The organism is Salana multivorans, assembly GCF_003751805.1.
Classification (GTDB): domain Bacteria; phylum Actinomycetota; class Actinomycetes; order Actinomycetales; family Beutenbergiaceae; genus Salana; species Salana multivorans.
This window is the reverse complement of the sequence record NZ_RKHQ01000001.1, coordinates 2356133-2382642: the sequence shown is the minus strand read 5'-3', so window position 1 is coordinate 2382642 and position 26510 is coordinate 2356133. Positions and strand designations below refer to the sequence as shown.

25 protein-coding genes and 1 riboswitch are annotated in these 26510 nt (G+C 72.3%); of the genes, 10 read left to right on the top strand and 15 right to left on the bottom strand.

What is annotated here, in order from left to right:
* The first annotated feature begins 269 nt into the window (after positions 1-269).
* The 5 genes from EDD28_RS10230 (at position 270) to EDD28_RS10210 (ending at position 7296) form a co-directional block, all read left to right on the top strand.
* Entirely contained in the window at positions 270-1313 is a 1044-nt protein-coding gene (locus EDD28_RS10230) for a hypothetical protein (protein WP_148059591.1), read from the top strand.
* The gene (locus EDD28_RS10225; protein WP_211339164.1) at positions 1310-3097 is read left to right on the top strand and encodes a hypothetical protein; all 1788 of its coding nucleotides are present in this window, start codon (positions 1310-1312) and stop codon (positions 3095-3097) included. The genes EDD28_RS10230 and EDD28_RS10225 overlap by 4 nt, the downstream gene beginning before the upstream one ends.
* A 61-nt stretch (positions 3098-3158) precedes the next feature.
* Positions 3159-3875 (top strand): ABC transporter ATP-binding protein, encoded by a 717-nt coding sequence (locus EDD28_RS10220; protein ID WP_211339220.1) that lies wholly within the window; start codon positions 3159-3161, stop codon positions 3873-3875.
* Positions 3872-5089: an ABC transporter permease gene (locus EDD28_RS10215; protein WP_123739510.1), complete on the top strand. Its 1218-nt coding sequence runs from the start codon at positions 3872-3874 to the stop codon at positions 5087-5089. Before EDD28_RS10220 ends, EDD28_RS10215 begins: the two co-directional genes overlap by 4 nt.
* Positions 5090-5238: 149 nt before the next feature.
* On the top strand, positions 5239-7296 hold the full coding sequence (locus EDD28_RS10210; protein ID WP_211339163.1) for a bifunctional metallophosphatase/5'-nucleotidase: 2058 nt from the start codon (positions 5239-5241) through the stop codon (positions 7294-7296).
* A 162-nt stretch (positions 7297-7458) separates the two neighbouring features.
* Here the strand turns inward: EDD28_RS10210 and EDD28_RS10205 are convergent, their stop codons facing one another.
* Positions 7459-8325, bottom strand: a complete 867-nt coding sequence (locus EDD28_RS10205; RefSeq protein ID WP_123740047.1) for an exodeoxyribonuclease III — start codon at positions 8323-8325, stop codon at positions 7459-7461.
* A gap of 143 nt (positions 8326-8468) precedes the next feature.
* Here EDD28_RS10205 and EDD28_RS17345 point away from each other — a divergent pair, with 143 nt between their 5' ends.
* The 3 genes from EDD28_RS17345 to EDD28_RS10190 are packed head-to-tail and all read left to right on the top strand — an operon-like array spanning position 8469 to position 9598.
* Positions 8469-8942 (top strand): hypothetical protein, encoded by a 474-nt coding sequence (locus EDD28_RS17345; protein WP_170169422.1) that lies wholly within the window; start codon positions 8469-8471, stop codon positions 8940-8942.
* Positions 8943-8969: 27 nt separating this feature from the next.
* Positions 8970-9206 carry a type II toxin-antitoxin system VapB family antitoxin gene (gene vapB / locus EDD28_RS10195; RefSeq protein WP_123739509.1) on the top strand — a complete coding sequence of 79 codons (237 nt, stop codon included), beginning with the start codon at positions 8970-8972 and terminating at the stop codon, positions 9204-9206.
* Positions 9182-9598, top strand: coding sequence for a PIN domain nuclease (locus tag EDD28_RS10190; RefSeq protein ID WP_123739508.1), 417 nt, complete (start codon positions 9182-9184; stop codon positions 9596-9598). Before vapB ends, EDD28_RS10190 begins: the two co-directional genes overlap by 25 nt.
* Before the next feature lie 64 nt (positions 9599-9662).
* On the opposite strand, the gene EDD28_RS10185 is transcribed toward EDD28_RS10190, so the two are convergent.
* From EDD28_RS10185 to EDD28_RS10160, 6 genes are all read right to left on the bottom strand, one after another.
* Positions 9663-10823, bottom strand: a complete 1161-nt coding sequence (locus EDD28_RS10185; protein ID WP_123739507.1) for a DUF4232 domain-containing protein — start codon at positions 10821-10823, stop codon at positions 9663-9665.
* A complete protein-coding gene (locus tag EDD28_RS10180; protein ID WP_123739506.1) occupies positions 10820-11680 on the bottom strand; it encodes a bifunctional 5,10-methylenetetrahydrofolate dehydrogenase/5,10-methenyltetrahydrofolate cyclohydrolase in 861 nt (286 codons plus the stop codon). Before EDD28_RS10180 ends, EDD28_RS10185 begins: the two co-directional genes overlap by 4 nt.
* Entirely contained in the window at positions 11677-12957 is a 1281-nt protein-coding gene (gene glyA, locus EDD28_RS10175; protein WP_123739505.1) for a serine hydroxymethyltransferase, read from the bottom strand. The genes EDD28_RS10180 and glyA overlap by 4 nt, the downstream gene beginning before the upstream one ends.
* A gap of 68 nt (positions 12958-13025) precedes the next feature.
* Positions 13026-13115: riboswitch (ZMP/ZTP riboswitch) on the bottom strand.
* A gap of 27 nt (positions 13116-13142) precedes the next feature.
* Entirely contained in the window at positions 13143-13523 is a 381-nt protein-coding gene (locus tag EDD28_RS10170; protein WP_211339162.1) for a cupin domain-containing protein, read from the bottom strand.
* The gene (locus EDD28_RS10165) at positions 13520-14356 is read right to left on the bottom strand and encodes a class I SAM-dependent methyltransferase (RefSeq protein WP_123739504.1); all 837 of its coding nucleotides are present in this window, start codon (positions 14354-14356) and stop codon (positions 13520-13522) included. The genes EDD28_RS10170 and EDD28_RS10165 overlap by 4 nt, the downstream gene beginning before the upstream one ends.
* Positions 14357-14423: 67 nt before the next feature.
* Positions 14424-14954: a GNAT family N-acetyltransferase gene (locus tag EDD28_RS10160; RefSeq protein WP_123739503.1), complete on the bottom strand. Its 531-nt coding sequence runs from the start codon at positions 14952-14954 to the stop codon at positions 14424-14426.
* Between the two features lie 50 nt (positions 14955-15004).
* Here EDD28_RS10160 and purU point away from each other — a divergent pair, with 50 nt between their 5' ends.
* Complete coding sequence (gene purU / locus EDD28_RS10155; RefSeq protein WP_123739502.1) at positions 15005-15874, top strand: formyltetrahydrofolate deformylase; 870 nt, start codon at positions 15005-15007, stop codon at positions 15872-15874.
* 18 nt (positions 15875-15892) lie between these two features.
* Here purU and EDD28_RS10150 read toward each other — a convergent pair whose 3' ends face one another.
* The 7 genes from EDD28_RS10150 to EDD28_RS10120 form a co-directional block, all read right to left on the bottom strand.
* Positions 15893-16756, bottom strand: a complete 864-nt coding sequence (locus tag EDD28_RS10150; protein WP_123739501.1) for an ATP-binding cassette domain-containing protein — start codon at positions 16754-16756, stop codon at positions 15893-15895.
* A complete protein-coding gene (locus EDD28_RS10145; RefSeq protein WP_123739500.1) occupies positions 16753-17925 on the bottom strand; it encodes an ROK family transcriptional regulator in 1173 nt (390 codons plus the stop codon). The genes EDD28_RS10150 and EDD28_RS10145 overlap by 4 nt, the downstream gene beginning before the upstream one ends.
* A 111-nt stretch (positions 17926-18036) precedes the next feature.
* The gene (gene mmsB / locus EDD28_RS10140) at positions 18037-19215 is read right to left on the bottom strand and encodes a multiple monosaccharide ABC transporter permease (protein WP_123739499.1); all 1179 of its coding nucleotides are present in this window, start codon (positions 19213-19215) and stop codon (positions 18037-18039) included.
* Complete coding sequence (gene mmsA, locus EDD28_RS10135; RefSeq protein ID WP_123739498.1) at positions 19212-20768, bottom strand: multiple monosaccharide ABC transporter ATP-binding protein; 1557 nt, start codon at positions 20766-20768, stop codon at positions 19212-19214. Before mmsA ends, mmsB begins: the two co-directional genes overlap by 4 nt.
* Positions 20769-20856: 88 nt before the next feature.
* The gene (gene chvE / locus EDD28_RS10130; RefSeq protein ID WP_123739497.1) at positions 20857-22059 is read right to left on the bottom strand and encodes a multiple monosaccharide ABC transporter substrate-binding protein; all 1203 of its coding nucleotides are present in this window, start codon (positions 22057-22059) and stop codon (positions 20857-20859) included.
* A 413-nt stretch (positions 22060-22472) separates the two neighbouring features.
* Positions 22473-23459: a malate dehydrogenase gene (locus EDD28_RS10125; RefSeq protein WP_123739496.1), complete on the bottom strand. Its 987-nt coding sequence runs from the start codon at positions 23457-23459 to the stop codon at positions 22473-22475.
* Between the two features lie 22 nt (positions 23460-23481).
* Complete coding sequence (locus tag EDD28_RS10120) at positions 23482-24699, bottom strand: NADP-dependent isocitrate dehydrogenase (protein ID WP_123739495.1); 1218 nt, start codon at positions 24697-24699, stop codon at positions 23482-23484.
* Positions 24700-24894: 195 nt separating this feature from the next.
* Between EDD28_RS10120 and EDD28_RS10115 the strand changes: the two genes are divergently transcribed.
* Positions 24895-26079: an aquaporin gene (locus tag EDD28_RS10115; RefSeq protein ID WP_211339161.1), complete on the top strand. Its 1185-nt coding sequence runs from the start codon at positions 24895-24897 to the stop codon at positions 26077-26079.
* A gap of 116 nt (positions 26080-26195) precedes the next feature.
* Here EDD28_RS10115 and EDD28_RS10110 read toward each other — a convergent pair whose 3' ends face one another.
* The gene (locus EDD28_RS10110) at positions 26196-26468 is read right to left on the bottom strand and encodes a DUF3017 domain-containing protein (protein ID WP_148059589.1); all 273 of its coding nucleotides are present in this window, start codon (positions 26466-26468) and stop codon (positions 26196-26198) included.
* Positions 26469-26510: the final 42 nt, after the last annotated feature.

Below are 26510 nucleotides of genomic sequence, written 5' to 3'. Positions count from 1 at the left end.
GCTCGCGACGTCCCGGCCGCGACCGACGCGCGCCACCGAGACCACTCCGGCGTCCCCGGCCGCCTGGCCGCGGCGTCGGCGCGCCGGACGAGCCGCGGCGCGGGACACACCGCCCGCGGGATGACCCCCGACGTGTCCCGATCATCCTCACGAACGATGTGCACGAAACACGCTCGAGCGGACACTACCTGTACGAGAGCCCGCGATCGGGTACGGTCCTACCAGCCCGATAGTTACCGGGTAAGTGAAACGTGAAGGAGACGACGACGATGTCCACCACCCCGCGGTCCCTGACCCCGCGCAGGTCAGCAGCCACCGGCGCCGTCCTCGTCCTCGTCGCGGCCCTCGCGGCCTGCAGCAACGGCGACGGGGGCGGCTCCGGGGGTGACCTGACGTACGAGGACTCGCCGATCAACAGCTACTTCGAGGCGTTCAACGTCATGGGCGACATGTCCCAGGAGGAGCAGCAGGCGTTCTACGACGAGCGTGACCGCAAGACGGAGGACCTCGTCGCCCAGTGCATGGCGGACCAGGGCTTCGAGTACAACCCGCAGAGCTCGCGCACCACCTACGTCGGCTCGTCCAACGAGGACGGCCCGCAGTGGGGCACCCTCGAGTTCGCGCAGCAGTACGGCTACGGCGCCTTCAGCTGGCCCGGCCAGGAGGAGATGGAGCTGCAGGAGCCCGAGGAGTGGGTCGACCCGAACCAGGACATCATCGACTCCATGTCCGAGAGCGAGCTCACCGCGTGGCAGGAGGCCCTCTGGGGCGCCCCCCAGGAGTGGGACGAGGACGCCGACATGGAGGAGTACGAGTGGAACTGGGAGGACAGCGGCTGCTACGGCTGGGCGCAGCACGAGCTCGAGGCCGACGACCCGTGGACCGCGATGAACTCCCTCTACGAGGACCCGCGCTTCGCCGAGCTGTTCGCGCAGATGGGCGAGCTGTACACCAAGGCTGAGTCCGACCCGCGGATGGCCGACCTCACCGGCAAGTGGTCCTCCTGCATGGCCGACGCCGGCTACACCTTCGCGAACCCGAACGAGGCGCAGCAGTCGATCTACGACCTCCAGAACGGCCTCTGGGAGGGGCACGAGGACGACCCGGAGTACATGGGCCCGAGCGACGAGGAGCTCGCCCCGATCAAGGAGCAGGAGCTCCAGACCGCGGTCGCCGACTTCACCTGCCAGGACGAGCTGAACTACCAGCAGGAGCAGCTGAGCATCCAGTTCAAGATCGAGCAGGAGTTCGTCGACGCCAACAAGGACGCTCTCGAGGAGCTCTCCGCCGCGGCCCAGGAGCTCCAGAAGTGACGTCGCAGCCCCCCGCCGGAGACCTCGAGGGCCCCGGCGGGTCGGACGACGCCGGCTCGACCGACCCCGTCGGCTCCGCCGTCGCCGACCCGGCGGCGACCACCACCGCCGGGACCGATCTCGAGCTGGCCAAGGCGCACGCCAGGACCGGCGTGAACAAGACCGTGTGGGTCCTCGCGGCCGTCGCGGTCGTGGCGCTCGGCATCGGCCTCGTCATCGGGCGCTTCGTCAAGTCGCCGGCTCAGATCGCGGCCGAGAGCAAGCCGCCCGAGGCCGGACCGATCACCGTCGAGGTCGAGTCGCGGATCATCTCCGCCGACGTGCTCGCCCGCGGCGACGCGGTGTACGACGACGCGGTCGCCGTCACGCTGGAGACCGGCGACATCGGCGGCCCGGCCGTCGTGACGGGCGCGGTTCCCGAGGTCGGCACCGAGGTCCAGCCTGCCTCCGTCCTCCTCGAGGTCGCCGGACGCCCCGTCATCGCGCTGCCGGGCGACCTGCCGGTCTACCGGACGCTGCGCGCCGGCGCGTCCGGACCGGACGTCGCCCAGCTCCAGTCCTCCCTCATCGAGCTGGGGCTCGACCCGGGCACCTCCGGGACGTACGACGCGCAGACGGCGGGCGCCGTCGCGGCGCTCTACGCCCGCGCCGGCTACCCGGCACCCGAACCAGCGGAGGGGGCGCGCGAGGCCCTGCGCGCCGCGGAGGACGGCGTCCGCTCGGCCGAGGAGTCGCTCGCGATGGCGCAGGCCACGCTGGACCAGGCCTCCCGCGGCCCCAAGGACTCCGACCGGATCGCCGCCGACAACCAGGTCAACGCCGCCCAGCGCGCCCTCGACGACGCCTGGGCCTGCGCCAACGCCCCGGCGGACCCGGAGACGGGTCAGAGGGAACCGTGCGGGATGTCCGTCGCGGACGCCGAGGACGCGCTGCGGCTCGCCAAGGCGCAGCGCAGCGAGGCCCTCGCCGGGGCCGACACGTCCGGTGAGGTGTCGGCGCGCGACGCGGCCCGTCGCTCGCTCGACGACGCCCGCGAGGCACTCAGCCAGGCCCAGCGGGACGTGCTGACGCCGCTGCCGGCGAGCGAGATCGTGTACCTGGCGAACCTCCCCCGCCGGGTCGACTCGGTCGAGGTCGAGCGCGGCAGCACGGTCAACGGCGCGGTCATGACGATCTCCGGCGCGACGCTGCAGATCGTGGCCAACGTCGCCGACGCCGACGCCGCGCTGCTCGAGGTCGGCCACACCGCCCAGCTCAGCTCGGGCGACCTCACGCTCAACGCGACGATCCAGGAGATCACGAAGCAGAACCCGAACCAGAGCGGCGGGGACGGCGGCAGCGGCGACGGGAGCAAGGCGGGACGGACGTACCTCGTCCTCACCCCCGACGAGCTCACCGAGGAGCAGCGCAGCGCGCTCGTCGGCACCAACGTCCGCGTCACCATCCCGGTCTCCTCGACCGACGGCGAGGTGCTCGCGGTTCCCGACGCCGCGCTCACGGCCGGCGCCGGCGGCGAGGTGCGGGTCGAGGTCATGCGTCCGGGCGCGGAGCAGCCCGAGCTGGTCGTGGTGACGATCGGCCTGTCCGCCAACGGGTACACCGAGATCGTCTCCGCGCAGTCACCGCTCGACGTCGGCGACCTCGTCGTCGTCGGTCAGAGCGACGGGTCGGCGGGCGCGAGCCCCGGGAGCTCGGACCGGTCGGAGGAGTCGGGCTCCGGCGACTCGAACGGCTCCGGCGACTCGGAGGAGACGCCGGCCGAGGAGACAAGCGAGGATGCGTAGCCCCCTGCGGCTGCGCCGTCGGCACCGCGACGACGGCGTGCGCGACACGGGCCTGGCGCAGATGGTCGCCGAGCCCGAGGAGGACGACGACGTCATCGAGGCCGAGCAGCCCGTCATCGAGCTGCGCGGGATGGCCAGGTCGTTCCCCGGTTCGCCGCCCGTGCTCGCGCTCCGGCCGACCGACCTGGTCGTGGAGCGGGGCGACTACCTCTCGATCGTCGGCCCGTCCGGCTCGGGCAAGTCGACGCTGCTCAACCTGCTCGGGCTGCTCGACCGGCCCACCGCCGGGGAGTACTTCCTCGACGGCGAGCCGACCCACAGCGTCGACGAGCGCCGCCGGACCGCCCTGCGGGCCGGCCGGATCGGGTTCGTCTTCCAGGCCTTCCACCTGCTGCCCCACCGCACCGTGCTGGAGAACGTCATGCTCGCCGGGACCTACGCCGGCGTGCCCCGCGAGGAGCGCGCCGACCGAGCCGTCGCCGCCCTCGACCGCGTCGGCCTCGCCCACCGGATGGACTTCCGTCCGACCACCCTCTCCGGCGGCGAGCGGCAGCGCGTCGCCGTCGCGCGCGCCGTGTCGACGACGCCGACGCTCCTCCTGGCCGACGAGCCGACGGGAAACCTCGACTCGGTGACGTCCGGCGAGGTGCTCGACCTGTTCGACGAGCTGCACGCCGACGGGCTCACGCTCGCGGTCATCACCCACGAGGAGGACGTCGCGGCGAGGGCCGAGCGTCAGGTCAGGATCTCCGACGGGCTGCTGGAGGTCGTGCGATGAGCGGGCTGTCGGCGCGCGACCTCCTCGTCGAGGCGTCCCACGGCATCGGCTCGCGCCCCGGGCGGCTCGTCCTGACGATCCTCGGCACGGTGCTCGGCATCGCGGCCGTCGTCGTCACGCTCGGCATGGCCCAGACCGGCGCCGGACAGATCGCGAAGCAGTTCGACGCCGTCGCGGCGACCCAGGCCGTCGCCTCGCCCGAGACGACGAACACGATGGGCGGCGACTCGCGCGCCAAGATGACGATGCCGTGGAACGCCCCCGAGCGCGTGGAGCGGCTCAACGGCGTGGAGGCCGCGGCCCTGCTCGCCGACGTCGACGTGGCTGGCGCCCGGATCTCGGCCGTTCCCGTCGTCGACCCGAGCGCGGCGCAGCTCGCCAACCCGTCCGTCGTCGCGGCCTCGCCCGGTCTGCTCGAGGCCGTGCGCGCCACGCTCTCGACCGGCCGCATGTTCGACGCGGGCCACGACGAGCGGGCCAACCGCGTCGTCGTCCTCGGCGCCGGGGCGGCGCAGCGGCTCGGCGTCAACCGCGTCGACTCCCAGCCCGCCATCTTCATCGGCGACAAGGCGTACACGGTCATCGGGATCCTCGACGAGACCGCCCGCCGCCGGGACCTGCTCGACTCGGTGATCCTGCCGCTCGGCACGGCCCGCGCCGACTTCGACCTCCAGGCCGCCAGCGAGCTGCAGATGCGGATCGCGGTCGGCGCCGGCGACCTCGTCGCGGAGCAGGTCCCGATCGCGCTCGCGCCGAACACCCCGGACAACGTCAAGGTGCAAGCACCCCGCGCCGGGGGCGAGCTGCAGCGCAACGTGCGCGGGAGCATCAACTACATCTTCATCGCGCTCGGTGCGGTCGCCCTCATCGTCGGCGGCCTCGGCATCGCGAACGTCACGCTCCTGTCGGTCATGGAGCGGGTCGGCGAGATCGGGCTGCGGCGCGCCCTCGGCGCGACGCGCGGTCAGGTGGCGCTCCAGTTCATCGTGGAGTCGGTCGTCGTCGGGCTCCTCGGCGGCTTCCTCGGGTCGGCCCTCGGCGTCGTCACGGTCGTGATCGTCTCCGCCGCGCAGCAGTGGACACCGATCATCGACATGCCGATCGCGTTCGCCGCCGCCGCGCTCGGCGGCGTCATCGGGCTCGTCGCCGGCGCCTACCCCGCGATCAAGGCGGCCTCGCTCGAACCCGTCGCCGCCCTGCGCGGCGGGCTCTGACGGACCGGTCCCGGCCGGGTCGAGCCGGTGGGTCGGCCCCGTCCGCCCGGCCCGAGCTCGACCACGGCTGGACGCAAGAAATCCGGCCGGTCGCTTCGATACCATCGAGTCACACCTGTGCGGGGGGCACCCGACACGAAAGCGCGACCGTGACACGAACGCATCGACGACGGAGCTCGTTCCTCCCGACCGCCGTGGTGGGAGCCCTGGCGCTCGTCCCCCTGCTGGCCGCCCCGGCCCAGGCGGACGACGAGATCACGCTCACCGTCCTGGCCACCACCGACGTCCACGGGCACGTCTACAACTGGGACTACTTCGCCGACGCCCCGTACACGGGCAACAACCAGCTCGGGATGAGCCGCGCCGCGAGCATCGTCGAGCAGGTCCGCGGCGAGCGAGCGCCCGACTCCGTCCTGCTGCTCGACAACGGCGACGCCATCCAGGGCACGCCGCTGACCTACCTGGCCCAGCGCGACGAGGGCGACCCGGGCTGGGAGACCAACCCGATGGCCGAGGCGTTCAACGCGCTGGACTACGACGCGCTCAACCTCGGCAACCACGAGTTCAACTACGGGCTCGACCTGCTCGGTGACGTCGAGGACTCCTACGACGCACCGCTCCTCGGCGCGAACGTCGTCGACGCCACCACGGGCGACCCGGCGTTCCAGCCGTACGAGATCATCGAGCGCGTCATCGACGGGCACACGGTCAAGGTCGGCGTTCTCGGCCTCGTGACGCCCGGCGTCCGGGTCTGGGACAAGGCGATCGTCGACGGCGTCCTGGAGTTCCGCGACCTCGTCGCCACGGCGCGCGAGGTCGTCCCGGAGATGAAGGCCGACGGCGCGGAGATCGTCGTCGCGCTCGTCCACTCGGGCCTCGACGCCGACGGCTACGAGTGGCGCGAGGCCGACCTGGAGGAGAACGTCGCCGCCTCGGTCGCGTCGCTGGTGAACGACATCGACCTGGTCATCGGCGGGCACTCCCACGTCGACGTCCCGGCCCGGGTGTTCGCGGCGCCCGACGGCGACCCGGTGCTCTTCACCCAGCCGTACTTCTGGGCGCGCTCCGTCTCCGACGTCCAGCTCCCGCTCACGAGGACGGCCGGCGGCGCCTACCGCGTCGACTGGCCCGCGAGCGACGAGGCCGTCGCCGCGCTCGTCACGCCGCGGTACGCGCGGGACTACGCCGACTCCGCGCTCCTCACGGAGAACCCCGTGCTCGCCGAGCAGCACACGAGGACCGTCGACTACGTCAACACGACGGTCGCGACGAACCTCGAGGAGATGACGACGGCGACCTCGCGGTACGAGGACACCCCGATCCTCGACCTCATCGGGCAGGTCATGGTCGACGCGGTCACGCTCGGCCTGAGCGAGACCGAGTACGCGGGGCTGCCCGTGGTCGCGCAGACGTCGCCGTTCTCGCGCACGTCGGTCTTCCCCGCCGGCGACCTGACGATCAAGGACATCGCGGGTCTCTACATCTACGACAACACGCTCCAGGCGTCGCTCATGACGGGGGCGCAGCTCAAGGCCTATCTCGAGTACTCGGCGCGCTACTTCAAGCAGGCGACGCCGGAGGACCCGTGGGACCCCGAGACGCACACCGGCGCGCTGTACCCGGGCGAGACGCGCGGCATCCCCGACTACAACTACGACGCGCTCACGGGGGTCAGCTACCGGATCGACGTCACCAGGCCGGTGGGCGAGCGGATCGTCGACCTCGCCTGGGACGGCGCGCCGGTCGCCGACGACGACCGGCTCGTGCTCGCCGTCAACAACTACCGCGCGAACGGGGGCGGCGGGTTCCCGGTCGGTGACATGGTGCCGATCTGGGACGAGCAGCTCGAGATCCGCCAGCTCATCATCGAGTACGCGACGCAGGCCGGTGAGCTGGACCAGGCCGCCTTCCACGAGGCGAACTGGTCGCTCATCACGCAGGCCGAGGAGCCGACGCCGACGGACACGACGAGCCCGTCCGTCAGCCCGTCGCCCGATCCGTCGGACCCCACCGGCCCGACGGGCACGACGACGCCGAGCGAGCCGGGATCGAGCGCGCCGGCGTCCGCGTCGCCGTCGTCGACGAGGGGCGGCGAGCTGGGCAGCACCGGTGCCAGCGTCGGGGGCATCGTGGCCGTTGCCCTGGGCCTTGCCGTCGTCGGCGGCCTCGCGCTGGTCTGGCGGCGCCGCTCGATGAGGACGCGCTAGCCGGCGTCGGCCGGACCGCGTGGAGCCGGTGGGTCGCCGACGGGTGGCCCACCGGCTTCGTCGTACCGGCTCCGGGTGGGCGTCGGGGTGGTTCGGGGCGCGTGACGCCGGGAGCTCTCGCCGCGGCGACGCGCCGGAGCCTCCGACGCACGGCCCCGACGGTCAGAAGGCGTAGGTCGCCACGAACGGGGCGTGGTCGCTGAACCGCTCGGCGTAGCTCGCCGCGCGGTCCACCCGCGCCCCGACCAGCCCGGCGGCGCCCTGCGGCGTCGTGATCTGGACGTCGATGCGCCAGCCGGAGTCGTTGTCGAAGGCCTGTCCCCGCCAGGACCACCAGGTGTAGGGGCCGTCGACCTCGCCGGCGAGGTGCCGCCCGACGTCGACCAGCCCGAGCCCCCCGTCCTCGCACGCGCCGTACCAGCGCTCGAGGTAGGCGCGCTCGGCCGGGAGGAAGCCGGCGCTCTTGCGGTTGCCCCGCCAGTTCTTGATGTCGAGCTCGCGGTGCCCGATGTTGATGTCTCCGCCGACGACGAGGCGGCCGCCCGGCGCGCTCGCGTGCAGCTCCTCGAGGCGGGCGGTGACGCGGTCGAGGTGCGCGTACTTCCAGTCCATCGACGGGGTGTCGGCGGTGCCGGAGTACAGGTAGGTGGACACGACCGTCACGAGGCGCCCGTCCGGCAGCTCGACGTCGGCCTCGACCCAGCGGCCGACGTCCCCGGCGAACTCCTCCTCGCCGTCGGCGACGGGCAGCGTCGGGCGGTGGGCGCGGATCGGCAGCCGCGAGGCGATCGCCACCCCCGCGCGCCCCTTCGCCGCGGCCTCGACGTGCACGACGTGGCACTCGCCGAGCACCTCGGCGAGCAGCTCGCGCACGAGCGCGTCGGGGGCGCGCAGCTCCTGCAGGAGGACGACGTCCGGCCGGGCGGCCGCGACCCACGCCGGCATCCCCCGGCGGATCGCGGCACGGATGCCGTTGACGTTGATGGTGGCGACGGTGAGCTGCGACGGTGTGGTGAGAGCCTCGGACACGGTCCACCACTCTGCCACGATCCGCCGGCCGTCGGGGAGGTCACGCGGGCGCGAGCTGTCCACCGCCCGGTCGACGACGAGGCCGTCCACAGGGTCGCGTTCGAGCGTGGCGGGCGGCGGGCCCGCATCGTCATCCTCGAGCCATGACGACGACGAACGACGACCAGCCGACGACCGACGCCCCCGGTGGCCGGGCTCCCGACCCGCACGAGGCCCGCGTGCGCTCGACCACCGAGGCGATCGAGCTCGTCGCGCGCCTGGTCGGCACCGCGCACCAGCGGCAGTGGTGGCTGCTCATGCTGGACGACGAGGGCCGCGTGGCGCCCGTGCTGCCCCGGGTGGAGATGCCCCGCCGGTTCGGCGAGGGCGAGGCCGAGCGGCTCGCCGGCCTGCTCGCGCACCTGCTCGACGCGGGCCTGCCCCGCCTCGTCGTGGTGTGGGAGCGGCCCGACGTCGAGGACGCCGCGGCGCTCATCGGGCCCAGCCTGCTGCACGCCGCCCTCGCGCGTCGCCGCCGCGAGCTCCTGACCCAGGTCGTCGTGCAGCCGGACGCGCGGGTGTCCGCGTGGGAGCCCGGGACGACGACGGTCGGCGGGCCGGCCGCCAGCGCCCGGTGATATCGTCCAGTAGCGGAGGTGGTCGTCATGACGGATGTGGTGGTCCGGAACGTCACCTCGAGCGCGCTGCAGCAGATCGAGGCGGACGCCGCTCGGCTCGGTCTCTCCCGCGACGAGTATCTCCGAATCGCGATGGAGCGGCTGAGCACGACGCCGCTCCGCCCCGTGACGGCGGAGGACCTGCAGCGGTTTGGCCACCTGACCGCCGATCTTCGGAACGACGCCGTACGACGGGCGGCATGGGGCGCACCGGCGCCTGGCTGATCGACACATCGGCCATCGTCCGGTTGGCCGACTCGCCCGATGCCTCCCTCTGGGCCGAGCGCCTTCAGCGGGGTCTCGTTCGCGTCTCGACCGTGACACTGCTCGAGAGTGGCTTCTCCGCGCGCAGCGCTCGCGAGTGGGTGTTGATCCATGCGGAGCCGCCCCTCGTCAGCATGCCGATGGCGAACCTGACCCCCACGGTCGAGTCGCGCGCCGTCGAGGTCCAGGGCGAGCTCGCCCGTCGCGGTTACCACCGCGCCGTCTCCATCCCGGACCTTCTCGTCGCGGCCGTCGCCGAGCTCGCCGGCTACACCGTGCTCCACGTCGACAAGGACTTCGACCTCATCGCCGAGGTCACCGGCCAACGCGTCGAACGCCTTCGCGAAGCATGAATGACATCGCCACCCCGCCCTGGCGCACCGCGCCGTGGTCGCGCGGGCGACGGCGACTCGCGGGTCAGCCGCTCCCGTCGGGGGCCGAGCCGGCGTCGGACGGGAACCACGCCGACACCTGCAGCTCGGCGCCGTCCTCGAGGTCCAGGTCGATCGGGAGGCGGGTGCGCTGCGCACCCGCCCAGGGTGCCAGCAGCACCTCCGCGACGGTGCGGGCGCCGGCGCCGGCACCCCGCCACGTGAGCTCGGCCCGGACGCTCTCGCCCGACTCCAGGAGAACGGGCTCCGGGGTGCCACCGAACCCACCGGAGCTGACGCCGTCGACCCGGTCGGGGCGCACGGCGTTCCCGTCGGCGTCGGCGAACGCCAGGTCGGGCCATCCCGCGACCGTGCACGCGAACCCGTCGTTCGTCGCGGTCACGCTCAGGTACCGCCGCCCGGAGGCCGCGTCGAACCCGCCCAGCTCCATCGTGAGCATCCCCGGCTCGCACCGGCCGTAGAACGACGGCTCGGCCTCACCGGCCACCTCGGCCGGCGGGTCCGTGACCGCGACGGCCGGGGTCGGCCGGGTGACCACCTCGGTCTGCGCGGAGATCGACGCCGCCCGCGTCGCCGACCCCAGCAGCACCAGCACGCCGACCCACGCCACGACGAGCGGGACCGCGACGCGCCACGCGCGGCGGGGCGGCCGGTCCGGGAGCAACCGCCCCACGGTCAGGACGACGACCCCGCCCCAGAGCAGACCCCACCGCACCGCGTCCGCGAGCGCCGGGAGCGTGAACAGTCGGATGTGGGAGCCGCCCCGGCCGCCGAACTGCTCGATCGTCAGCAGCACCTCGCCGGCCTGGGCCGACCCCACCGCGACGAGCGCGACCAGGACGAGCCCGAGCCACAGCAGGAGCAACCGGGCGCGGCCGGGTCGCCGGGTCACGGAGCACGCGACGAGCGCCACGACGACGGCGCCGAGCACCATCGCGAGCACGAGCCAGCCGACGATCGCGACCGGGTGCGGCGCGACGGTGTAGCCGGCGTGGGCCGGGACGAGCGTGGGGGTGCTGCTCTCCAGGGCCCGCGTCACGGTGATCGGCGTCACCCACCGGACGAGGCTCCGGAGCAGCTCGGCCAGGATCACGGCGAGGCCGGACGCCACCGCGACGACGCCGACGCCCCGCCACGCGCGCGATGGCGTGGCGGGGCGGGGCGCGTCGGGACGGTGGTCGCTCACGCCGCGCGGGCCTCCGCGAGCTCGACGGCGTTGCGGAACAGCAGCGCGATCGTCGTCGGGCCGACGCCGCCGATCCGCGGCGTGATCGCCCCGGCGACCTCGGCGCACGACTCGTCGACGTCGGGCAGCAGGCGCTTGCCCTCGTACCGGACTCCCCCGCCGACGACCGTGACGCCCGGCGACAGGTGCTCGGGCCGCAGGATCCCCGGCACCCCCACGGCGGCGATGACGACGTCGGCGCGACGCGTGTACTCGGGCCAGTCCGGGACGCCGGTGTGGACGACGGTGACCGCCGCGTTGGCCGTCGGCCGCTTCTGCGAGAGCAGGAGCGCGAGCGGGCGCCCGAGCGTCGTGCCCCGGCCGAGGATGACGACGTTGCGTCCCGAGACCGGGACGTCGTGGTGGGCCAGCAGCGCCTCGATGCCGGCGGGCGTGCACGGCACCGGCCCGGGCATGCCGAGCGCGAGCCGGCCCATGTTGACCGGGTGCAGGCCGTCGACGTCCTTGTCCGGGTCGAGGGCGAGCAGGGCGGCGTCGAAGTCGATCTGCGGCGGCGTCGGGTGCTGGATCAGCACGGCGTCGACCGCGTCGTCGGAGTTGAAGGACCGCACGGCGCCCAGCACGTCCTCCTGCGTCGCGTCCTGCGGCAGGTGGAGGTGCGGGGAGGCGAAGCCGAGCTCCTCGGCCTTCGCCATCTTCATCCGGATGTACCCGGCGCTCGCCGAGTCGTCGCCGACGAGGATCGTCCCGAGCCCCGGCCGCCGCCCGTGCGCGGCGGTGAACGCCGCGACACGGGTCTCGACGTCCGCGAGCACCGCATCGGCGACCGGGCCGCCCGGCAGGAGCCGGGCCGTCACTGGCTGAGCCCCGGGTAGAGCGGGAACGCGGCCGCGAGGGCGTCGATCCGCGCGCGCAGCGACTCGGTGTCGGCGCCGGGCTGGAGCGCGAGCGCGATGACGTCGGCGACCTCGGTGAACTCGGCGTCGCCGAAGCCGCGCGTGGCGAGGGCGGGCGTGCCGATCCGCAGGCCGGAGGTGACCATCGGCGGACGCGGGTCGTTCGGGACGGCGTTGCGGTTCACCGTGATGTGGATGTCGTGCAGGAGGTCCTCGGCCTGCTTGCCGTCGATCGCGGCGTCGCGCAGGTCGACGAGCACGAGGTGGACGTCCGTCCCGCCCGAGCGGACGGAGATGCCCGCGTCCCTGACGTCCTGCTGGGAGAGCCGGTCGGCGAGGATCCGCGCGCCGCGCAGCACGCGCTCCTGGCGCTCCTTGAACTCCGGCGTCGCGGCGAGCATGAACGCCGTCGCCTTGGCGGCGATGACGTGCATGAGCGGGCCGCCCTGCTGGCCGGGGAAGACCGCGGAGTTGATCTTCTTCGCGAGGTCGGCGTCGTTGGTGAGGATGAAGCCCGAGCGCGGGCCGCCGATGGTCTTGTGCACCGTCGAGGAGACGACGTGCGCGTGCGGCACGGGGTTGGGGTGCAGCCCGGCCGCGACGAGCCCGGCGAAGTGCGCCATGTCGACCCAGAGCAGCGCGCCGACCTCGTCGGCGATCTCGCGGAAGGCGGCGAAGTCGAGCTGGCGCGGGTACGCGGACCAGCCGGCGATGATGACCTTGGGCCGGTGCTCGATCGCGAGGCGGCGGACCTCGGCCATGTCGATCGTCGAGGTCTCCGGGTCGACACCGTACGCGACGATGTCGTAGAGCCGGCCCGAGAAGTTGATCTTCATGCCGTGCGTGAGGTGGCCGCCCTGGTCGAGGGAGAGACCGAGCAGCGTGTCGCCGGGGCGCGCGATGGCGTGCAGCACCGCCGCGTTGGCGCTCGCGCCGGAGTGCGGCTGGACGTTGGCGAACTCGGCGCCGAAGAGCTTCTTGACGCGCTCGATCGCGAGGTTCTCCGCGACGTCGACCTCCTCGCAGCCGCCGTAGTAGCGACGGCCGGGGTAGCCCTCGGCGTACTTGTTCGTCAGCACCGAGCCCTGCGACTGCAGGACCGAGACGGGCACGAAGTTCTCGGACGCGATCATCTCGAGATACGTGCGCTGGCGCTCGAGCTCGGCGTCGAGGACGGCGGCGATCTCGGGGTCGACCTGGGCGAGCGGGGCGTTGAAGACGTCGGGGGTCTCGGTCACGGGGGTCCTCCTGGGTTGGACCCGGTCCGAGCTCGGTGGAGCGCGACCGGGCATGGGTTCGGCCATGACCGTGGGACCCAGGCGGGCGGCCCCGTTGGTCGGCGTACCTCGTCGCTCCCCGGTGGTTGTTCCACCCGGCGCCAGTCGCGACGAGCCCATGCTACCCGGCGTCCGGGTGGGCGAGGTCAGGAGCGCCGCGCGTCGATCATCGTGAGCGAGAGGATCGACGGCTCGACCGCCTCCACCGCGTGCGGCTCCCGCGTGCGCAGGTGCAGCAGGTCGCCGGGCAGGAGGTCGACGGTCCGGCCGTCGGCCGTGATCCGCAGGTGCCCGCGGACCGTCTGCAGCACGACGGGCATCGCGGCCGTGTGCTCGGTCAGCACCTGACCCGCGTCGAACCCGAAGACGACGACGCGCACGCCCTCGGCCTTCAGCACGGTGCGCGACACGGTGCTCTCGGGCTGGACGAGCACCAGCTCGTCGGCACCCGGCACGTGGATCATGCCCGGCTCGGCGGCCGGCTCGGCCACGGTCGGGGTCGGCTGCTCTGCGGGGGTGCTGGTCACGGGAGGTCCCTCTCGTCGTCGTTCTCGGGGGCGGGCTGCTCCGGGCGGCGGGCGACGAGCCCGACCCCGACCAGCACGTCGCGGTTCTCGCGGAAGACCCGGCGCATCGCGAGCACCCGGCGTCGGGCGTCGGGCTGGCGCAGGACGTTCCAGACGATCCGCAGGACGCCGCCGAGGCCCTCGTCCGCGACGTTGCGGCGCACCTCGAGGAGGGCCATCGGCGCGGTCGTCGTCGCCTCGACCTCCAGACCGGCGGACTCCAGCAGCTCGCGCCACTCGGCGACGGTGAGCGGCCGCGCGTTCACCTTGATGGACCGCGCGAGGGCCTTGCGCAGCTCCTCCTTGCGCCCGCCGTCGAGGTCGTCGGGGACGAGACCGAGCTCGTGGACGACGTACCGGCCGCCGGGCCGGAGCACGCGCGCGGCCTCGGCGACGATCTCGCGCTTGCCGCGCTCGCCCTGCATCGAGAGCATCGCCTCGCCGACGACGACGTCGGCGCTCGCATCGGGCAGCCCGGTCGCCTGCGCCTGCGCGAGGACGCAGCGTCCGCGCTCCCCGACGACGCCCTCGACGGTGGCGACGGCGGCCGGGTCGGCGTCGACGCCGACGTAGCTCGCCGGCCCGGCGGCCAGGATGTCGCGCGCGGTCCGGCCGAGACCGGGCGCCAGCTCGACGACGTCGCGTCCGGGGAGGTCGGCGTGCCGCAGCAGCCAGTCGGTGGTCTCGAGCCCGCCGGGTCGCAGGACCCGCTTGCCCAGCCGGGCGAGCAGCCAGTGCCCGGGGACGTCCTCGGGGCGCCGGTCGGCCAGCGGGAGCGCCGGATCATTTTTCACAATGCCGACGGTACTTAAATCCGACGCGACGCCACGAGGGACCAAGGTCCCGGCGTCGTGACCGGCCTCAGCCGAGCTGGCCGCCGATCTCGGCCTCGCCGAGGATCTTGCGCAGGTAGGCGTACGTCAGGTCGCCCGTGTGCTCGTCGAACTGGTGCTCGAAGCCCTGCTTGGCGTACATCGAGATGTTCTGCTTGGAGTCGCGGCCGGTGAAGACCCAGACCTCCTGGGTCTGCTCGGGCAGGTACTGCAGCACCGCGAGCAGGAGCTGCGTCCCGATCCCGAGACCCTGGAGGTCGGGGACGACGGCGAGCCGGCCGAGCGTCGCCTTGTCCTCCTCGAGCTCGACGCGGATGGAGCCGACGAGCCGACGTCCCTGCCACGCGCCGAGCGTCACGACGTCCGGCCGCGCGAGGTCGGCCAGCAGCTCCTCCATCGTCTGGGTGAGCGGCGGGATGTGCGGGTCGCCGTAGCGCTGCGCCTCCGTCACGAACGCGGCGCGGCGGACCGTGAGCAGCTCGCCGGCGTCGTGGTGGTCGACGACGTCGACGCGCAGGACGTCCTGCTCGGGGGCCGCGGGTGCTGTTGGCTCGCTCATGGCTCGATCATGGCAGACGCGCGGGGGTGCTCCACAGGTACCCTGCCCAGGTGACACGCTGGGTCCTCACACTCTCCTGCCCCGACCGGCCAGGGATCGTCGCGGCCGTCGCCGGGGCGCTCGCCGGTCTCGGCGGCAACATCACCGAGTCGCAGCAGTTCGGCGACGCCGACACGGGCGTCTTCTTCATGCGCGTCGAGTGCGAGATCGACGACGCCGCGCGCGACCGCGTCGAGGCGGTGCTGCGCCCCGTGGCGACCTCGTTCGAGATGGACTGGTCGCTCGACGTCGTCGGCCGGCCGATGCGCACCGTCGTCATGGTCTCGACGGCGTCGCACTGCCTGCACGACCTGGCGCACCGCCAGCGCGCCGGCCAGCTCCCCGTCGACATCGTCGCGGTCGTCTCGAACCACGAGGTGCTCCGCCCGATCGCGGAGTTCTACGGCCTGCCGTTCCACCACGTGCCCGTCTCCCGGGACGCCGCGCCTGGCGGGCCGGGGTCGAAGGAGGCCGCCGAGGCCGAGCTGCTGCGGCTGGTCGAGGAGACCGGCGCCGAGCTGGTCGTGCTGGCGCGGTACATGCAGATCCTCTCCGACGACCTGTGCCGCGCGCTCGCGGGGCGGATCATCAACATCCACCACTCGTTCCTGCCGTCCTTCAAGGGCGCGCGGCCCTACGCGCAGGCGCACCGCCGCGGGGTCAAGCTGATCGGCGCGACCGCGCACTACGCGACGGCCGACCTCGACGAGGGGCCGATCATCGAGCAGGACGTCGAGCGCGTGAACCACGACGACTCGGTGGCCGAGCTCCAGGCCATGGGCGAGGACGTCGAGCGTCGCGTGCTCGCCCGCGCGGTGCGCTGGCACGCCGAGCACCGCGTCCTGATCGACCTCGGCCGGCGCACCGTCGTCTTCCGCTGACCGCACCCCGCGGGCGGCTCAGCCGCGGTAGGCCTCCAGGTGGCCGTCGGCCCGCGTCGCCCCGGTGATCGCGGCGATCAGCTCCTCGTTCGTCGCGGAGCTGCCGCGGAACGTCCCGTTGTTGCGGCCGTGACGCAGCACGACGATCCAGTCGGCGATCGCGCGGACGTCGTTGAGGTTGTGCGAGATGAGGACGACGCCGAGGCCGAGGTCGCGCAGCCGCTCGATGTGCGTCAGCACCTCGGCCGTCGCGGCGACCGAGAGCGACGCCGTCGGCTCGTCGAGCACCACGAGGCGCGGCTGGCCCAGCAGCGTGCGCGCGATCGCGACGGACTGCTGCTGCCCCTTCGACAGGTCAGCGACCCGCGTGCGCACGGACGGGATGCGGGCGCCGAGCTGGTGCAGGAGCTTGCGCGCGGCCAGCTCCATCTCGCCCTCGTGGAGCAGGGGGGTGCCGGCGATGCGCTGCTCGCGGCCGAGGAACAGGTTGGCCGTGACGTCGAGGTTCCCGGCGACCGCGAGGTCCTGGAACACGGTCGCGATCCCCAGGTCGCGCGCCGCGCTCGGCGACGGGATGCTCACGGGCTCACCGGCCAGCTCGAGCAGGCCGCCGTCGGGCTGCAGCACGCCGGCGACGATCTTCGCGAAGGTCGACTTCCCCGCCGCGTTGTCGCCGACGATCGCGACGACCTCGTGCGTGTGCACCTCGATCGTCGCGCCCGCGAGCGCCTCGACCGCGCCGAACCGCTTGACGAGGCCGCTGGCGCGCAGCAGCGGGACCGGCGTCCACGGGGCGCCCGGGGACGCGGCCTCGGGGGCATCGATCGCGTCCGCGACGGTGGTCGCCGAGAGCACGGTCGGCTCTCGCGGTGTCGACGTCATCGTTCGCCTCCCGTCTCGGTCACGTCGGTGTGCTGGAGCACCGTCGCGACGGCACCCATGATCTCGGCTCGCGCCCCCAGATCGCCGGTGACCACCTCGACGGGCGCGATGACGTTGGGAAGCATGCTACGACGCAGCTCGCGCCGCATGGGGTCGAGCAGCGTCTCACCGGCCTCGGCCATCTCACCGCCGACGATGACGAGCTGCGGGTTGAGCGTCTGGCAGGCGCCGGCGAGCACCGACCCGATCGCCTCCCCCGCGTCCGCGATGACGCGGCTGCACCCCGGGTCGCCGAGCTGGGCGCGACGCAGCACGTCGCGCAGCGAGAGGCTGCCGTGGCTGGCCTGGAGGGTGGCCAGGAGCGCGTCCGAGCGGACGACCGTCTCGAGGCAGCCCCGCGAGCCGCACCGGCAGATCGCGCCCATCGGGTCCACCTGGACGTGGCCGATCTCGCCGGCGGTCCCCGCGAACCCGCGGTGGAGGCGGCCGCCGATGACGACGCCGGCGCCGACCGAGTGGGAGTAGCTGACGTAGAGGAGGTCCCGCACGCCGCGGCCCGCCCCGAGCGTCGCCTCGGCCAGGGCACCGAGGTTCGCGTCGTTGTCGACGTACACCGGCTTCTCCAGGCGCTTGGTCATGACGTGGGCGATGTGCTCGTCGTCCCAGCCGCGCATGATGCCGCGGACGGAGATCATGCCGGTGTCGACGTCGACGGGGGCCGGCAGCCCGACCCCGACCCCGACGAGCTCGGCGAGCGAGGACCCCTCGCGCTCCAGCATGTCGACGACGAGCAGCGCCGCGCGGTCGAGCGTCGTGTCCATCCGGTGCTCGAACGGCAGCGGGAGCACCTGCTCGGCGCACACCTCGCTCGTGAAGTCCGCGAGGGCCACCCGCATGGTCCGCGGCCCGACCTGGATGCCGGCCGCCAGCCCGACCCGGCGGGCCAGCGTGACGAGCTGCGCCCGCCGGCCGCTGCGCGAGGTCGGCTGCACCTCGACGAGCCCCGAGCCGGTCAGCTCCTTGACGATCGTCGAGACGGTGGCGGGCGAGAGGCCCGTCGCCCCGACCAGCTCGACCTGGGTGAGCCCGCCGAAGCGCTTGACCGCCTCGAGGATGGCACCCCGATTCGCCTCACGGAGTGAGGTCTGCGAACCGGACTGCCAGGACATTGGCACCACCCTAGGGACTCGGGAGGGGTTTTCTCGGCGTTGTCCGAGACGATCGAGCCGCCGACGCCCTCGCGGGCGGCGGCGGCTCGGTCGCGACGACTCCGGGAGGCGTCAGCGGGCGACGCCGGCGCGACGCTTGTTGACGACGTCGAAGGCGACGGCGAGCAGCAGGACGAGGCCCTTGACCATCTGCTGGATCGACTGGTCGAGGCCCATGAGCTGCATGCCGTTGGACAGCACCGCCATGATGAGGCCACCGACCATGGCGCCGCCGACGCGGCCGACACCGCCCGTCGTCGAGGCGCCGCCGATGAAGCACGCGGCGATCGCGTCGAGCTCGAACATGTTGCCGGCGCCGGGCTGCGCGCCGTTCATCCGCGAGGAGAACACGACGCCGGCGATGCCGGCGAGGAACCCCATGTTGATGAAGATCCACATGTTGACCTTGCGGACCTTCACACCGGAGAGCTGGGCCGCGTGCAGGTTGCCGCCGATCGCGTAGACGTGCCGGCCGAACACCGAGCGCTGCATGACGACCGAGTAGGCCATGATGAGCACCGCGAGGATGATGAGGATGATCGGCAGGCCCCGGCTGTGCGCGATCTGCCAGCCGAACCACATGACGACGGCGCCGACGACCACGATCTTGACCACGAACAGCCACATGGCCTCGACGCTCTGCTGGTAACGGATCTTGCCCTGGCGGGTGCGCCACTGCGACCAGGCGTACCCGGCGACCCCGATGCCGAAGACCACGAGCGTGAAGACGTCGTACCCCTGCCCGCCGAACAGCCCGTTGATGAACCCGCCGGCGATGTCGCTGTACGGCTTGCCGAACGGGGACAGCGAGATGTTGTCCAGCACCCGCGCGGTGAGCCCGCGGAACAGCAGCATGCCCGCCAGCGTCACGATGAAGGCGGGGATCCCCATGTAGGCGACCCAGAACCCCTGCCAGACGCCGACGAGGACGCCGACGCCGATCGCAGCCAGCACGCCGACCCACCACGGCATGCCGTTCTTCACGACGAGGACGGCCGAGACGGCTCCGGTCAGCGCCACCACCGAGCCGACCGAGAGGTCGATGTGCCCGGCGATGATGATGACGACCATGCCGATCGCGAGGATGAGGATGTAGGAGTACTGCAGGATCAGGTTGGTGAGGTTGCCCGGCGAGAGGAACACCGGTTTGAGGACGGAGAAGAACACGACGATCACCACGAAGGCGACGAAGATCCCTGACTGGCGCACGTTGCGCTTGGCCAGCTCCCACACATTGCCGATGGCGGTCATCGGACGGACTCCTTCCGCTCGACCCGCTCCTGGGTCATCAGCTCCATGAGGTTCTCCTGCGTGGCCTGCGCCACGGGCACCTCCCCGGTGATTCGCCCGTAGGCGAGGGTGTAGATCCGATCACACGTCCCGAGGATCTCGGGCAGCTCGGAGGAGATGACGACGACGGCCTTGCCCGCCGCCACCATCCGGTTGATCAGCTGGTAGATCTCGAACTTCGCGCCCACGTCGATCCCGCGCGTCGGCTCGTCGAGGATGAGCACCTCCGGCTCCGTGAAGAGCCACTTGGCGAGCACCACCTTCTGCTGGTTCCCGCCCGAGAGCGTACCGACGACGGACAGGACGCTCGGCGTGCGGACCCCGAGGCTCGCCCGGAACTCCTCGGCGACCTTGAGCTCCTCGTTCCCGTTGACCCAGCCGCGGCTCGCGAGCTTGCGCAGCCCGGCGGCCGAGATGTTGCGGCGGATGTCCTCGATGAGGTTGAGGCCGTACCGCTTGCGGTCCTCGGTGGCGTAGGCGATGCCCGCGTCGATCGCCTTGGCGACCGTCGAGGTGTCGACCACGCGACCGTGCACGCTGACCCGGCCGGCGATGTCCCGGCCGTAGCTGTGGCCGAAGATGCTCATCGCCAGCTCGGTGCGCCCGGCGCCCATGAGGCCGGCGATCCCGACCACCTCGCCCGCCCGCACGTAGAAGCTGGCGTCGTCGACGATCGTGCGGCCGAGCTGGGTCGGGTGCTGGACGGACCAGTGCTCGACCGAGAGGAGCACCTCCCCCGGCGTCGACTCGCGCTCGGGGTAGCGGTGCTCGAGGTCACGACCGACCATGCCGCGGATGATCCGGTCCTGCACGTTGTCGTGCTCGCGCATCACGATCGTCTCGATGGTGCGACCGTCCCGGATGATCGTCGTCGCGTCCGCGATCTCCTCGATCTCGCCCAGCTTGTGGGAGATGATGATCGAGGTGATCCCCTGCCCCTTGAGGTGGCGCAGCAGGTCGAGCAGGTGCTCGGAGTCGTTGTCGTTGAGGGCGGCCGTCGGCTCGTCGAGGATGAGCAGCCGCACGTCCTTGGACAGCGCCTTCGCGATCTCGACGAGCTGCTGCTTGCCGACCCCGAGCTGACTGATCGGTGTCGTCGGGTTCTCCGCGAGCCCGACGCGGGCCAGTAGCTTCGCCGCCTCGGCGTTCGTCAGGTTCCAGTCGATGAGCCCGCCGGCGCCGCGCTGCTCGTTGCCGAGGAAGATGTTCTCGGCGACGGACAGGTACGGGCTCAGCGCCAGCTCCTGGTGGATGATGACGATGCCGCGGGCCTCGGAGTCGTTGATCGACCCGAAGCTCATGACCTCGCCCTCGAAGACGATCTCCCCCTCGTAGGTGCCGTGCGGGTAGACCCCCGACAGCACCTTCATCAGGGTCGACTTGCCGGCGCCGTTCTCGCCGCAGATGGCGTGGATCTCGCCGCGGTTCACGGTCAGCGTGACGTTCTGGAGTGCCTTGACCCCGGGGAACGTCTTGGTGATGTCCCGCATCTCGAGGATGGGGGTGACGTCCATGTCCTGTTTCTCCTCCCTGGACACTGCGGATGACCGGGTCCCGGTCCGCACGCTGGGTGCGGGCCGGGACCCGGTGTCGGGTCGAGGATCAGGCGACGCCCGAGGCGACCTGCTCCTCGGTCCAGTACCCGGAGTCGATGAGGAGCTCCTGGATGTTGCCGGCGTAGACGATGTCCGACTCCAGCAGGTAGGACGGGACGACCTTGACGCCGTTGTCGTACGTCTCGGTGTCGTTCGCCTCGGGCGTCTCGCCCTTGAGGAACGCCGTGCCGGAGACGACGGCCTGGTTGGCCAGCTTGCGGGTGTCCTTGAAGATCGTGGCGAACTGGACACCGTCGCGGATGAGCTTGACCGAGGCGATCTCGGCGTCCTGGCCCGTCACGATGGGCAGGCCGTCGGCGATCGTCGTGCCGTAGCCGGCGTTCTGCAGCGCGGTGATGATGCCGCGGGAGATGCCGTCGTACGGCGAGAGGACGCCGTCGACCTTGTCACCACCGGAGTACGTGGAGGTCAGCAGGTCCTCCATCCGCTTCTGCGCCGTCTCCTGCTGCCAGCGCAGGGTGGCGGCCTTCTCGATCGTGGTCTGACCGGAGGGGACGACGATCACGCCGGAGTCGATGTACGGCTGGAGCGTGTCGATCGCGCCGCCCCAGAAGAAGTGCGCGTTGTTGTCGTCCAGCGAGCCGGCGAACAGCTCGACGTTGAACGGGCCCTTCGCGTCGGCGTTCTCCGAGCCGTCCTCGTTGAGGACGCCGAGCCCGACGAGCAGCGACGTCGCCTGCTGGACGCCGACCTTGTAGTTGTCGAACGTGACGTAGAAGTCGACGTTCTCCGAGTCACGGATGAGCCGGTCGTAGGCGATGACCGGGATCCCGGCCTGGGCGGCGGCCTCGAGCTGGCCGGAGAGCGCGGTGCCGTCGATCGCGCCGATGACCAGGAGCTTGACGCCCGAGGTGATCATCTGGTCGATCTGCTGGGACTGCGTCGGGATGTCGTCGTTGGCGAACTGGAGGTCGACCTTGTAGCCGAGGTCCTCGAAGCCCTTCTTGACGGCGTTGCCGTCGGCGATCCACCGCTCGGAGGTCTGGGTCGGCATCGAGACGCCGATCGTGCCCTCGGCCGCGGCACCGGTGTCGCCGCCGGCGTCCGTCGACTCGGCCGTCGTCGCCTCCGTCGCACCCTCGTCCGTGCCGGTGGCCCCGCCACCGCCCGCGCCGGACCCGCCGCACGCCGCCAGGACGAGCGCTCCCGCCGCGACGACCGCGGCCACACTGAACTTCCCCACACGCATGTGAGTACTCCTTCGCATCATTGCCAGGATGACCGGTCGAGCTGCCTCGCCCGACTCGGTTCGGACCGGCCCGGGATGCCCCCGGCGCCGTTGGCGACAACTCTCTTGGGTTCGAGTCTCAAAGTCAAGCCGGAACTTGTGGCCTCAGATCACAGTTTGGTCACGGATTCTCGCCCCGCTTGCCCGCCGGGGACGGTTCATCCGTTCGATACTCAAAGTCACGGCAGCCGATCGCGCCGGTCCGTCGAAGTCAGGGGACGGGGCCGCTCGGCCCGCCGCCGCCGGTCCGGGCACGCGGAACCGCCGCCGACCGGGAGGTCTCTCCCCGTCAGCGGCGGTCGTTGGTGCCCTCGTCGGCGGGCGGGTGCGGGGCCGGCGAGGGCCGGCGGGCGTTCGGGCGTCGGGGCAGCGCGTCAGAGCAGCCCGAGCGCCGACACGGCCGCGCGCTCGTCGAGCAGCTCCGCGACGGAGGCGTCGATCCGGGCCCGGGAGAACGCGTCGATCTCGAGTCCCTGGACGATCTCCCACCGTCCGTCGACCGAGCGCACGGGGAACGACGACACGATCCCCTCGGGCACGCCGTAGGAGCCGTCGGAGATGAGCCCCGCCGACGTCCAGTCGCCCTCCCGGACACCGAGCTGCCGAGCGCGGGAGTGGTCGATGATCGCGGTCGCGGTAGAAGCGACCGACGAGCCGCCGCGGGCGCGGATGATCTCCTCCCCGCGCGCCGCGACGACGTCGATGAACGTGCTCTCCGCCCACTCCCGGCCGACCACGTCGAGCGCCGGACGGTCGCCGACGAGCGCGTGGCGCAGGTCGGGGTACTGCGTGCGGGAGTGGTTTCCCCACACGGTGAGCCGGGAGATCTCCGCGACGCCGACGCCGGTCCGCAGGGCGAGCTGCGCGACGGCGCGGTTGTGGTCGAGACGGGTGAGCGCCGCGAACCGCTCGCGCGGGACGTCCGGCGCGTTCGCCGCCGTCAGGAGCGTGTTCGTGTTGGCGGGGTTGCCGATGACGAGCACGCGGACGTCGTCCGCAGCCACCTCGCCGAGCGCCCGGCCCTGCGGGCCGAAGATCCCCGCGTTCACCTCGAGCAGGTCGCGCCGCTCCATGCCGACCGTGCGCGGGCGAGCGCCCACGAGGATGATGACGTTCGCGCCGGCGAACGCCGCACGCGGGTCCGCCGTCACCTCGACGTCGACGATGAGTCGACTGGCGGCGTCCTGCAGCTCGAGGGCGACCCCGGCCGCGGCGGCGAGCGCCCGGGGTGCCTCCAGCATCCGGATCCGGACCGGGGTCCGTCCGAACAGCTCGCCGCTGGCCACGCGGAACAGCAGCGAGTAGCCGATCTGGCCCGCCGCTCCGGAGAGCGCGAGCGTGATCGGAGGGGTGGACGTCATGCGCGGCTCAGGATCCACGGCCTCAGGCGAGGCGCGCCGCGAGGTTCTCGTCGAGCGTCGCGAGGAAGTCCTCGGTGGTCTGCCACTCCTGGTCAGGGCCGACGAGCAGCGCGAGGTCCTTCGTCATCCGCCCGGACTCGACCGTCGTGACGACGACGTCCTCGAGCGTCTCGGCGAAGCCGACGACCTCGGGCGTCGAGTCGAGCGCACCGCGGTGCTTGAGGCCGCCGGTCCAGGCGAAGATCGACGCGATCGGGTTGGTCGACGTCGGCTTGCCCTGCTGGTGCTGGCGGTAGTGCCGCGTCACCGTGCCGTGCGCCGCCTCGGCCTCGACCGTGCGGCCGTCCGGCGTCATGAGGACCGACGTCATGAGGCCGAGCGAGCCGAAGCCCTGCGCGACGGTGTCGGACTGGACGTCGCCGTCGTAGTTCTTGCAGGCCCAGACGTAGCCGCCCTCCCACTTCATGGCCGAGGCGACCATGTCGTCGATGAGGCGGTGCTCGTAGGTGAGCCCGGCCGCGTCGAACTGCGCCTTGAACTCACGGTCGAACACGTCCTGGAAGATGTCCTTGAACGCGCCGTCGTACGCCTTGAGGATGGTGTTCTTCGTCGAGAGGTACACGGGGTAGCCGCGCTTGAGGCCGTAGGAGAACGAGGCCCGCGCGAAGTCGATGATCGACTGCGTGAAGTTGTACATCCCCATCGCGACGCCGCCGTCGGGACCGTAGTTCGCGACGACGTGCTCGATCGGCGCGCCACCGTCAGACGGCGTGAACGTCACCGTGAGCTGGCCGGCGCCGGGCACCTTGAAGTTGGTCGCCTTGTACTGGTCGCCGTGGGCGTGACGGCCGATGACGATCGGCTTCGTCCAGCCCGGGACCAGCCGCGGGACGTTGGAGATGATGATCGGCTCGCGGAAGACGACGCCGCCGAGGATGTTGCGGATCGTCCCGTTCGGGGAGACCCACATCTTCTTCAGCCCGAACTCCTCGACGCGCGCCTCGTCCGGCGTGATGGTGGCGCACTTGACGCCGACGTTGTGCTCCTTGATCGCGACGGCCGCGTCGACCGTCACCTGGTCGTCGGTGGCGTCGCGGTTCTGGATCGACAGGTCGTAGTAGCGCAGGTCGACGTCCAGGTAGGGGTGGATGAGGCGGTCCTTGATGAACTGCCAGATGATCCGCGTCATCTCGTCGCCGTCGAGCTCGACGACGGGCCCGGCCACCTTGATCTTCGACATGGAGCGTCCTTCCGCTGCGTGGTGTGCTGCCAGGCTACCCGAGCGAGGCCGGTTCTCTCGACGTCGAGAGATCTCACAGGTTCGTCCACGATGCTGGACGGTGGCGCGCCAGTATCGCGCTGGGCCGGCGGGGGTGGCATCGTTGGGTGCTGGTGCCGCCGGCGCCCACCCGACCATGCCCAAGGAGGCACTCTCATGTCCACTGCCGTCGAGGCCACCGACGACGTCGAGCTCGAGCTCGACGTCGTCCCCAGCTACTCGCTCCTCGCCCGCGTGGGCGCCGAGGTGTTCGGCACCTTCGTGCTCGTCCTCCTCGGTGTCGGGACGGCGCTGTGGGCGACCGCCAGCGGCGTCGCCGGCAACGGCCTGGTCGTCCCGCTCGCGTTCGGCATCGCCGTGCTCGGCGCGGCCAGCGCCGTCGGTCACGTGTCGGGCGGCCACTTCAACCCGGCCGTGACGCTCGGCGCCGCGATCGCTCGCCGCATCTCGTGGGCCGACCTGGTCCCCTACTGGGTCGCGCAGCTCATCGGCGGCATCCTCGCCTCGACGCTCCTGTTCCTGCTCATGCCCTCCGGCCTGGCCACGGTGACGGGCGGCACGAACCGGGGCTGGTTCTCCGGCGCGAGCAACGGCTTCGGCGACCACTCCCCGCTCGCGACCTCGACGCAGGGCGCGGTCCAGTTCGGCCTCGGCCACGCGATCCTCATCGAGGTCATCGCGACCGCGGTGTTCGTCGGCGTCATCCTCGGCGTCACGGACAAGCGCGCCAACGTGAGCAACGCCCCCGTCGCCATCGGCTTCACGCTCGCCGCGCTCGTCGCGCTCACGGTGCCGTTCACCAACGCGTCCATCAACCCGGCCCGCTCCACGGCCAGCGCGCTGTTCTCCGACTTCTGGGCGATCAGCCAGCTCTGGGTGTTCTGGGCCGCGCCGTTGCTCGGTGCCGCGATCGCCGGCGTCGTCTACCTCATGGTGACGCCCACCCCGTCGACCGAGGGCGAGTGGCCCGAGGCGTCGCTCGAGCTGACCGAGGGGCGCGACCCCGAGGCCACCGAGGTCATCGCGTCCGGCTCGGCGGCCGCGGCCGTCGCGACCGAGCTCGGCTTCGACGACGTGGAGGCCGACGGCATCGACGCGCTGCTCTCCCGGGCCGCCGCGACGCAGGCCGCGGAGACCGTCGAGGTCGAGGCCGCCGAGGTCACCGCGGCGGAGACCGTCGGGGTCGAGGCCGAGACGACGGCCCAGGCGGAGCTCGCCGCGGCCGAGGTCGCGGCTGCGGCTGCGGCTGCGGCGGAGGCTGCCGCCGAGGAGGCGGCTCCCGCGGAGGCCGTCCAGGCCGAGGAGCCCGAGAGCGACGACGACGGCGCCGCGCGCGCCTGAGCCCGTCCCGACGCTCGGCGTCGACACGACACACGAAGGCCCCCACCCGCTCGGGTGGGGGCCTTCGTCGTCCCGCCGCGGCGTCCGCGACCGGCTCGGCGTCCGCGGACCGGCGGTCAGAGGTCGGGGGTGCTGGCCAGGTAGGCGACCGCCGCGGCCAGCGCGAGCAGCAGCACCACGTCGAAGCCGCGCGAGCGGGCGATCCGCCAGTCCTCCCCCGGCCCGACGGCGCGCAGCACCGCGAGCGCCACGAGCCCGCCCGCCAGCACGTACAGGCCGAGCAGGACGGGGCCGAGGACGGACAGCAGCGTCGAGACGACGGCGAGCCCGAGGCAGCACCACACCATGGGGCGCAGCTGCCAGGTCGGTCGCTCCTGCGGTGTGCTCACCGGGTCAGCCTAGAGGCAGTCGACCCCGCCGACCCCTCCGTC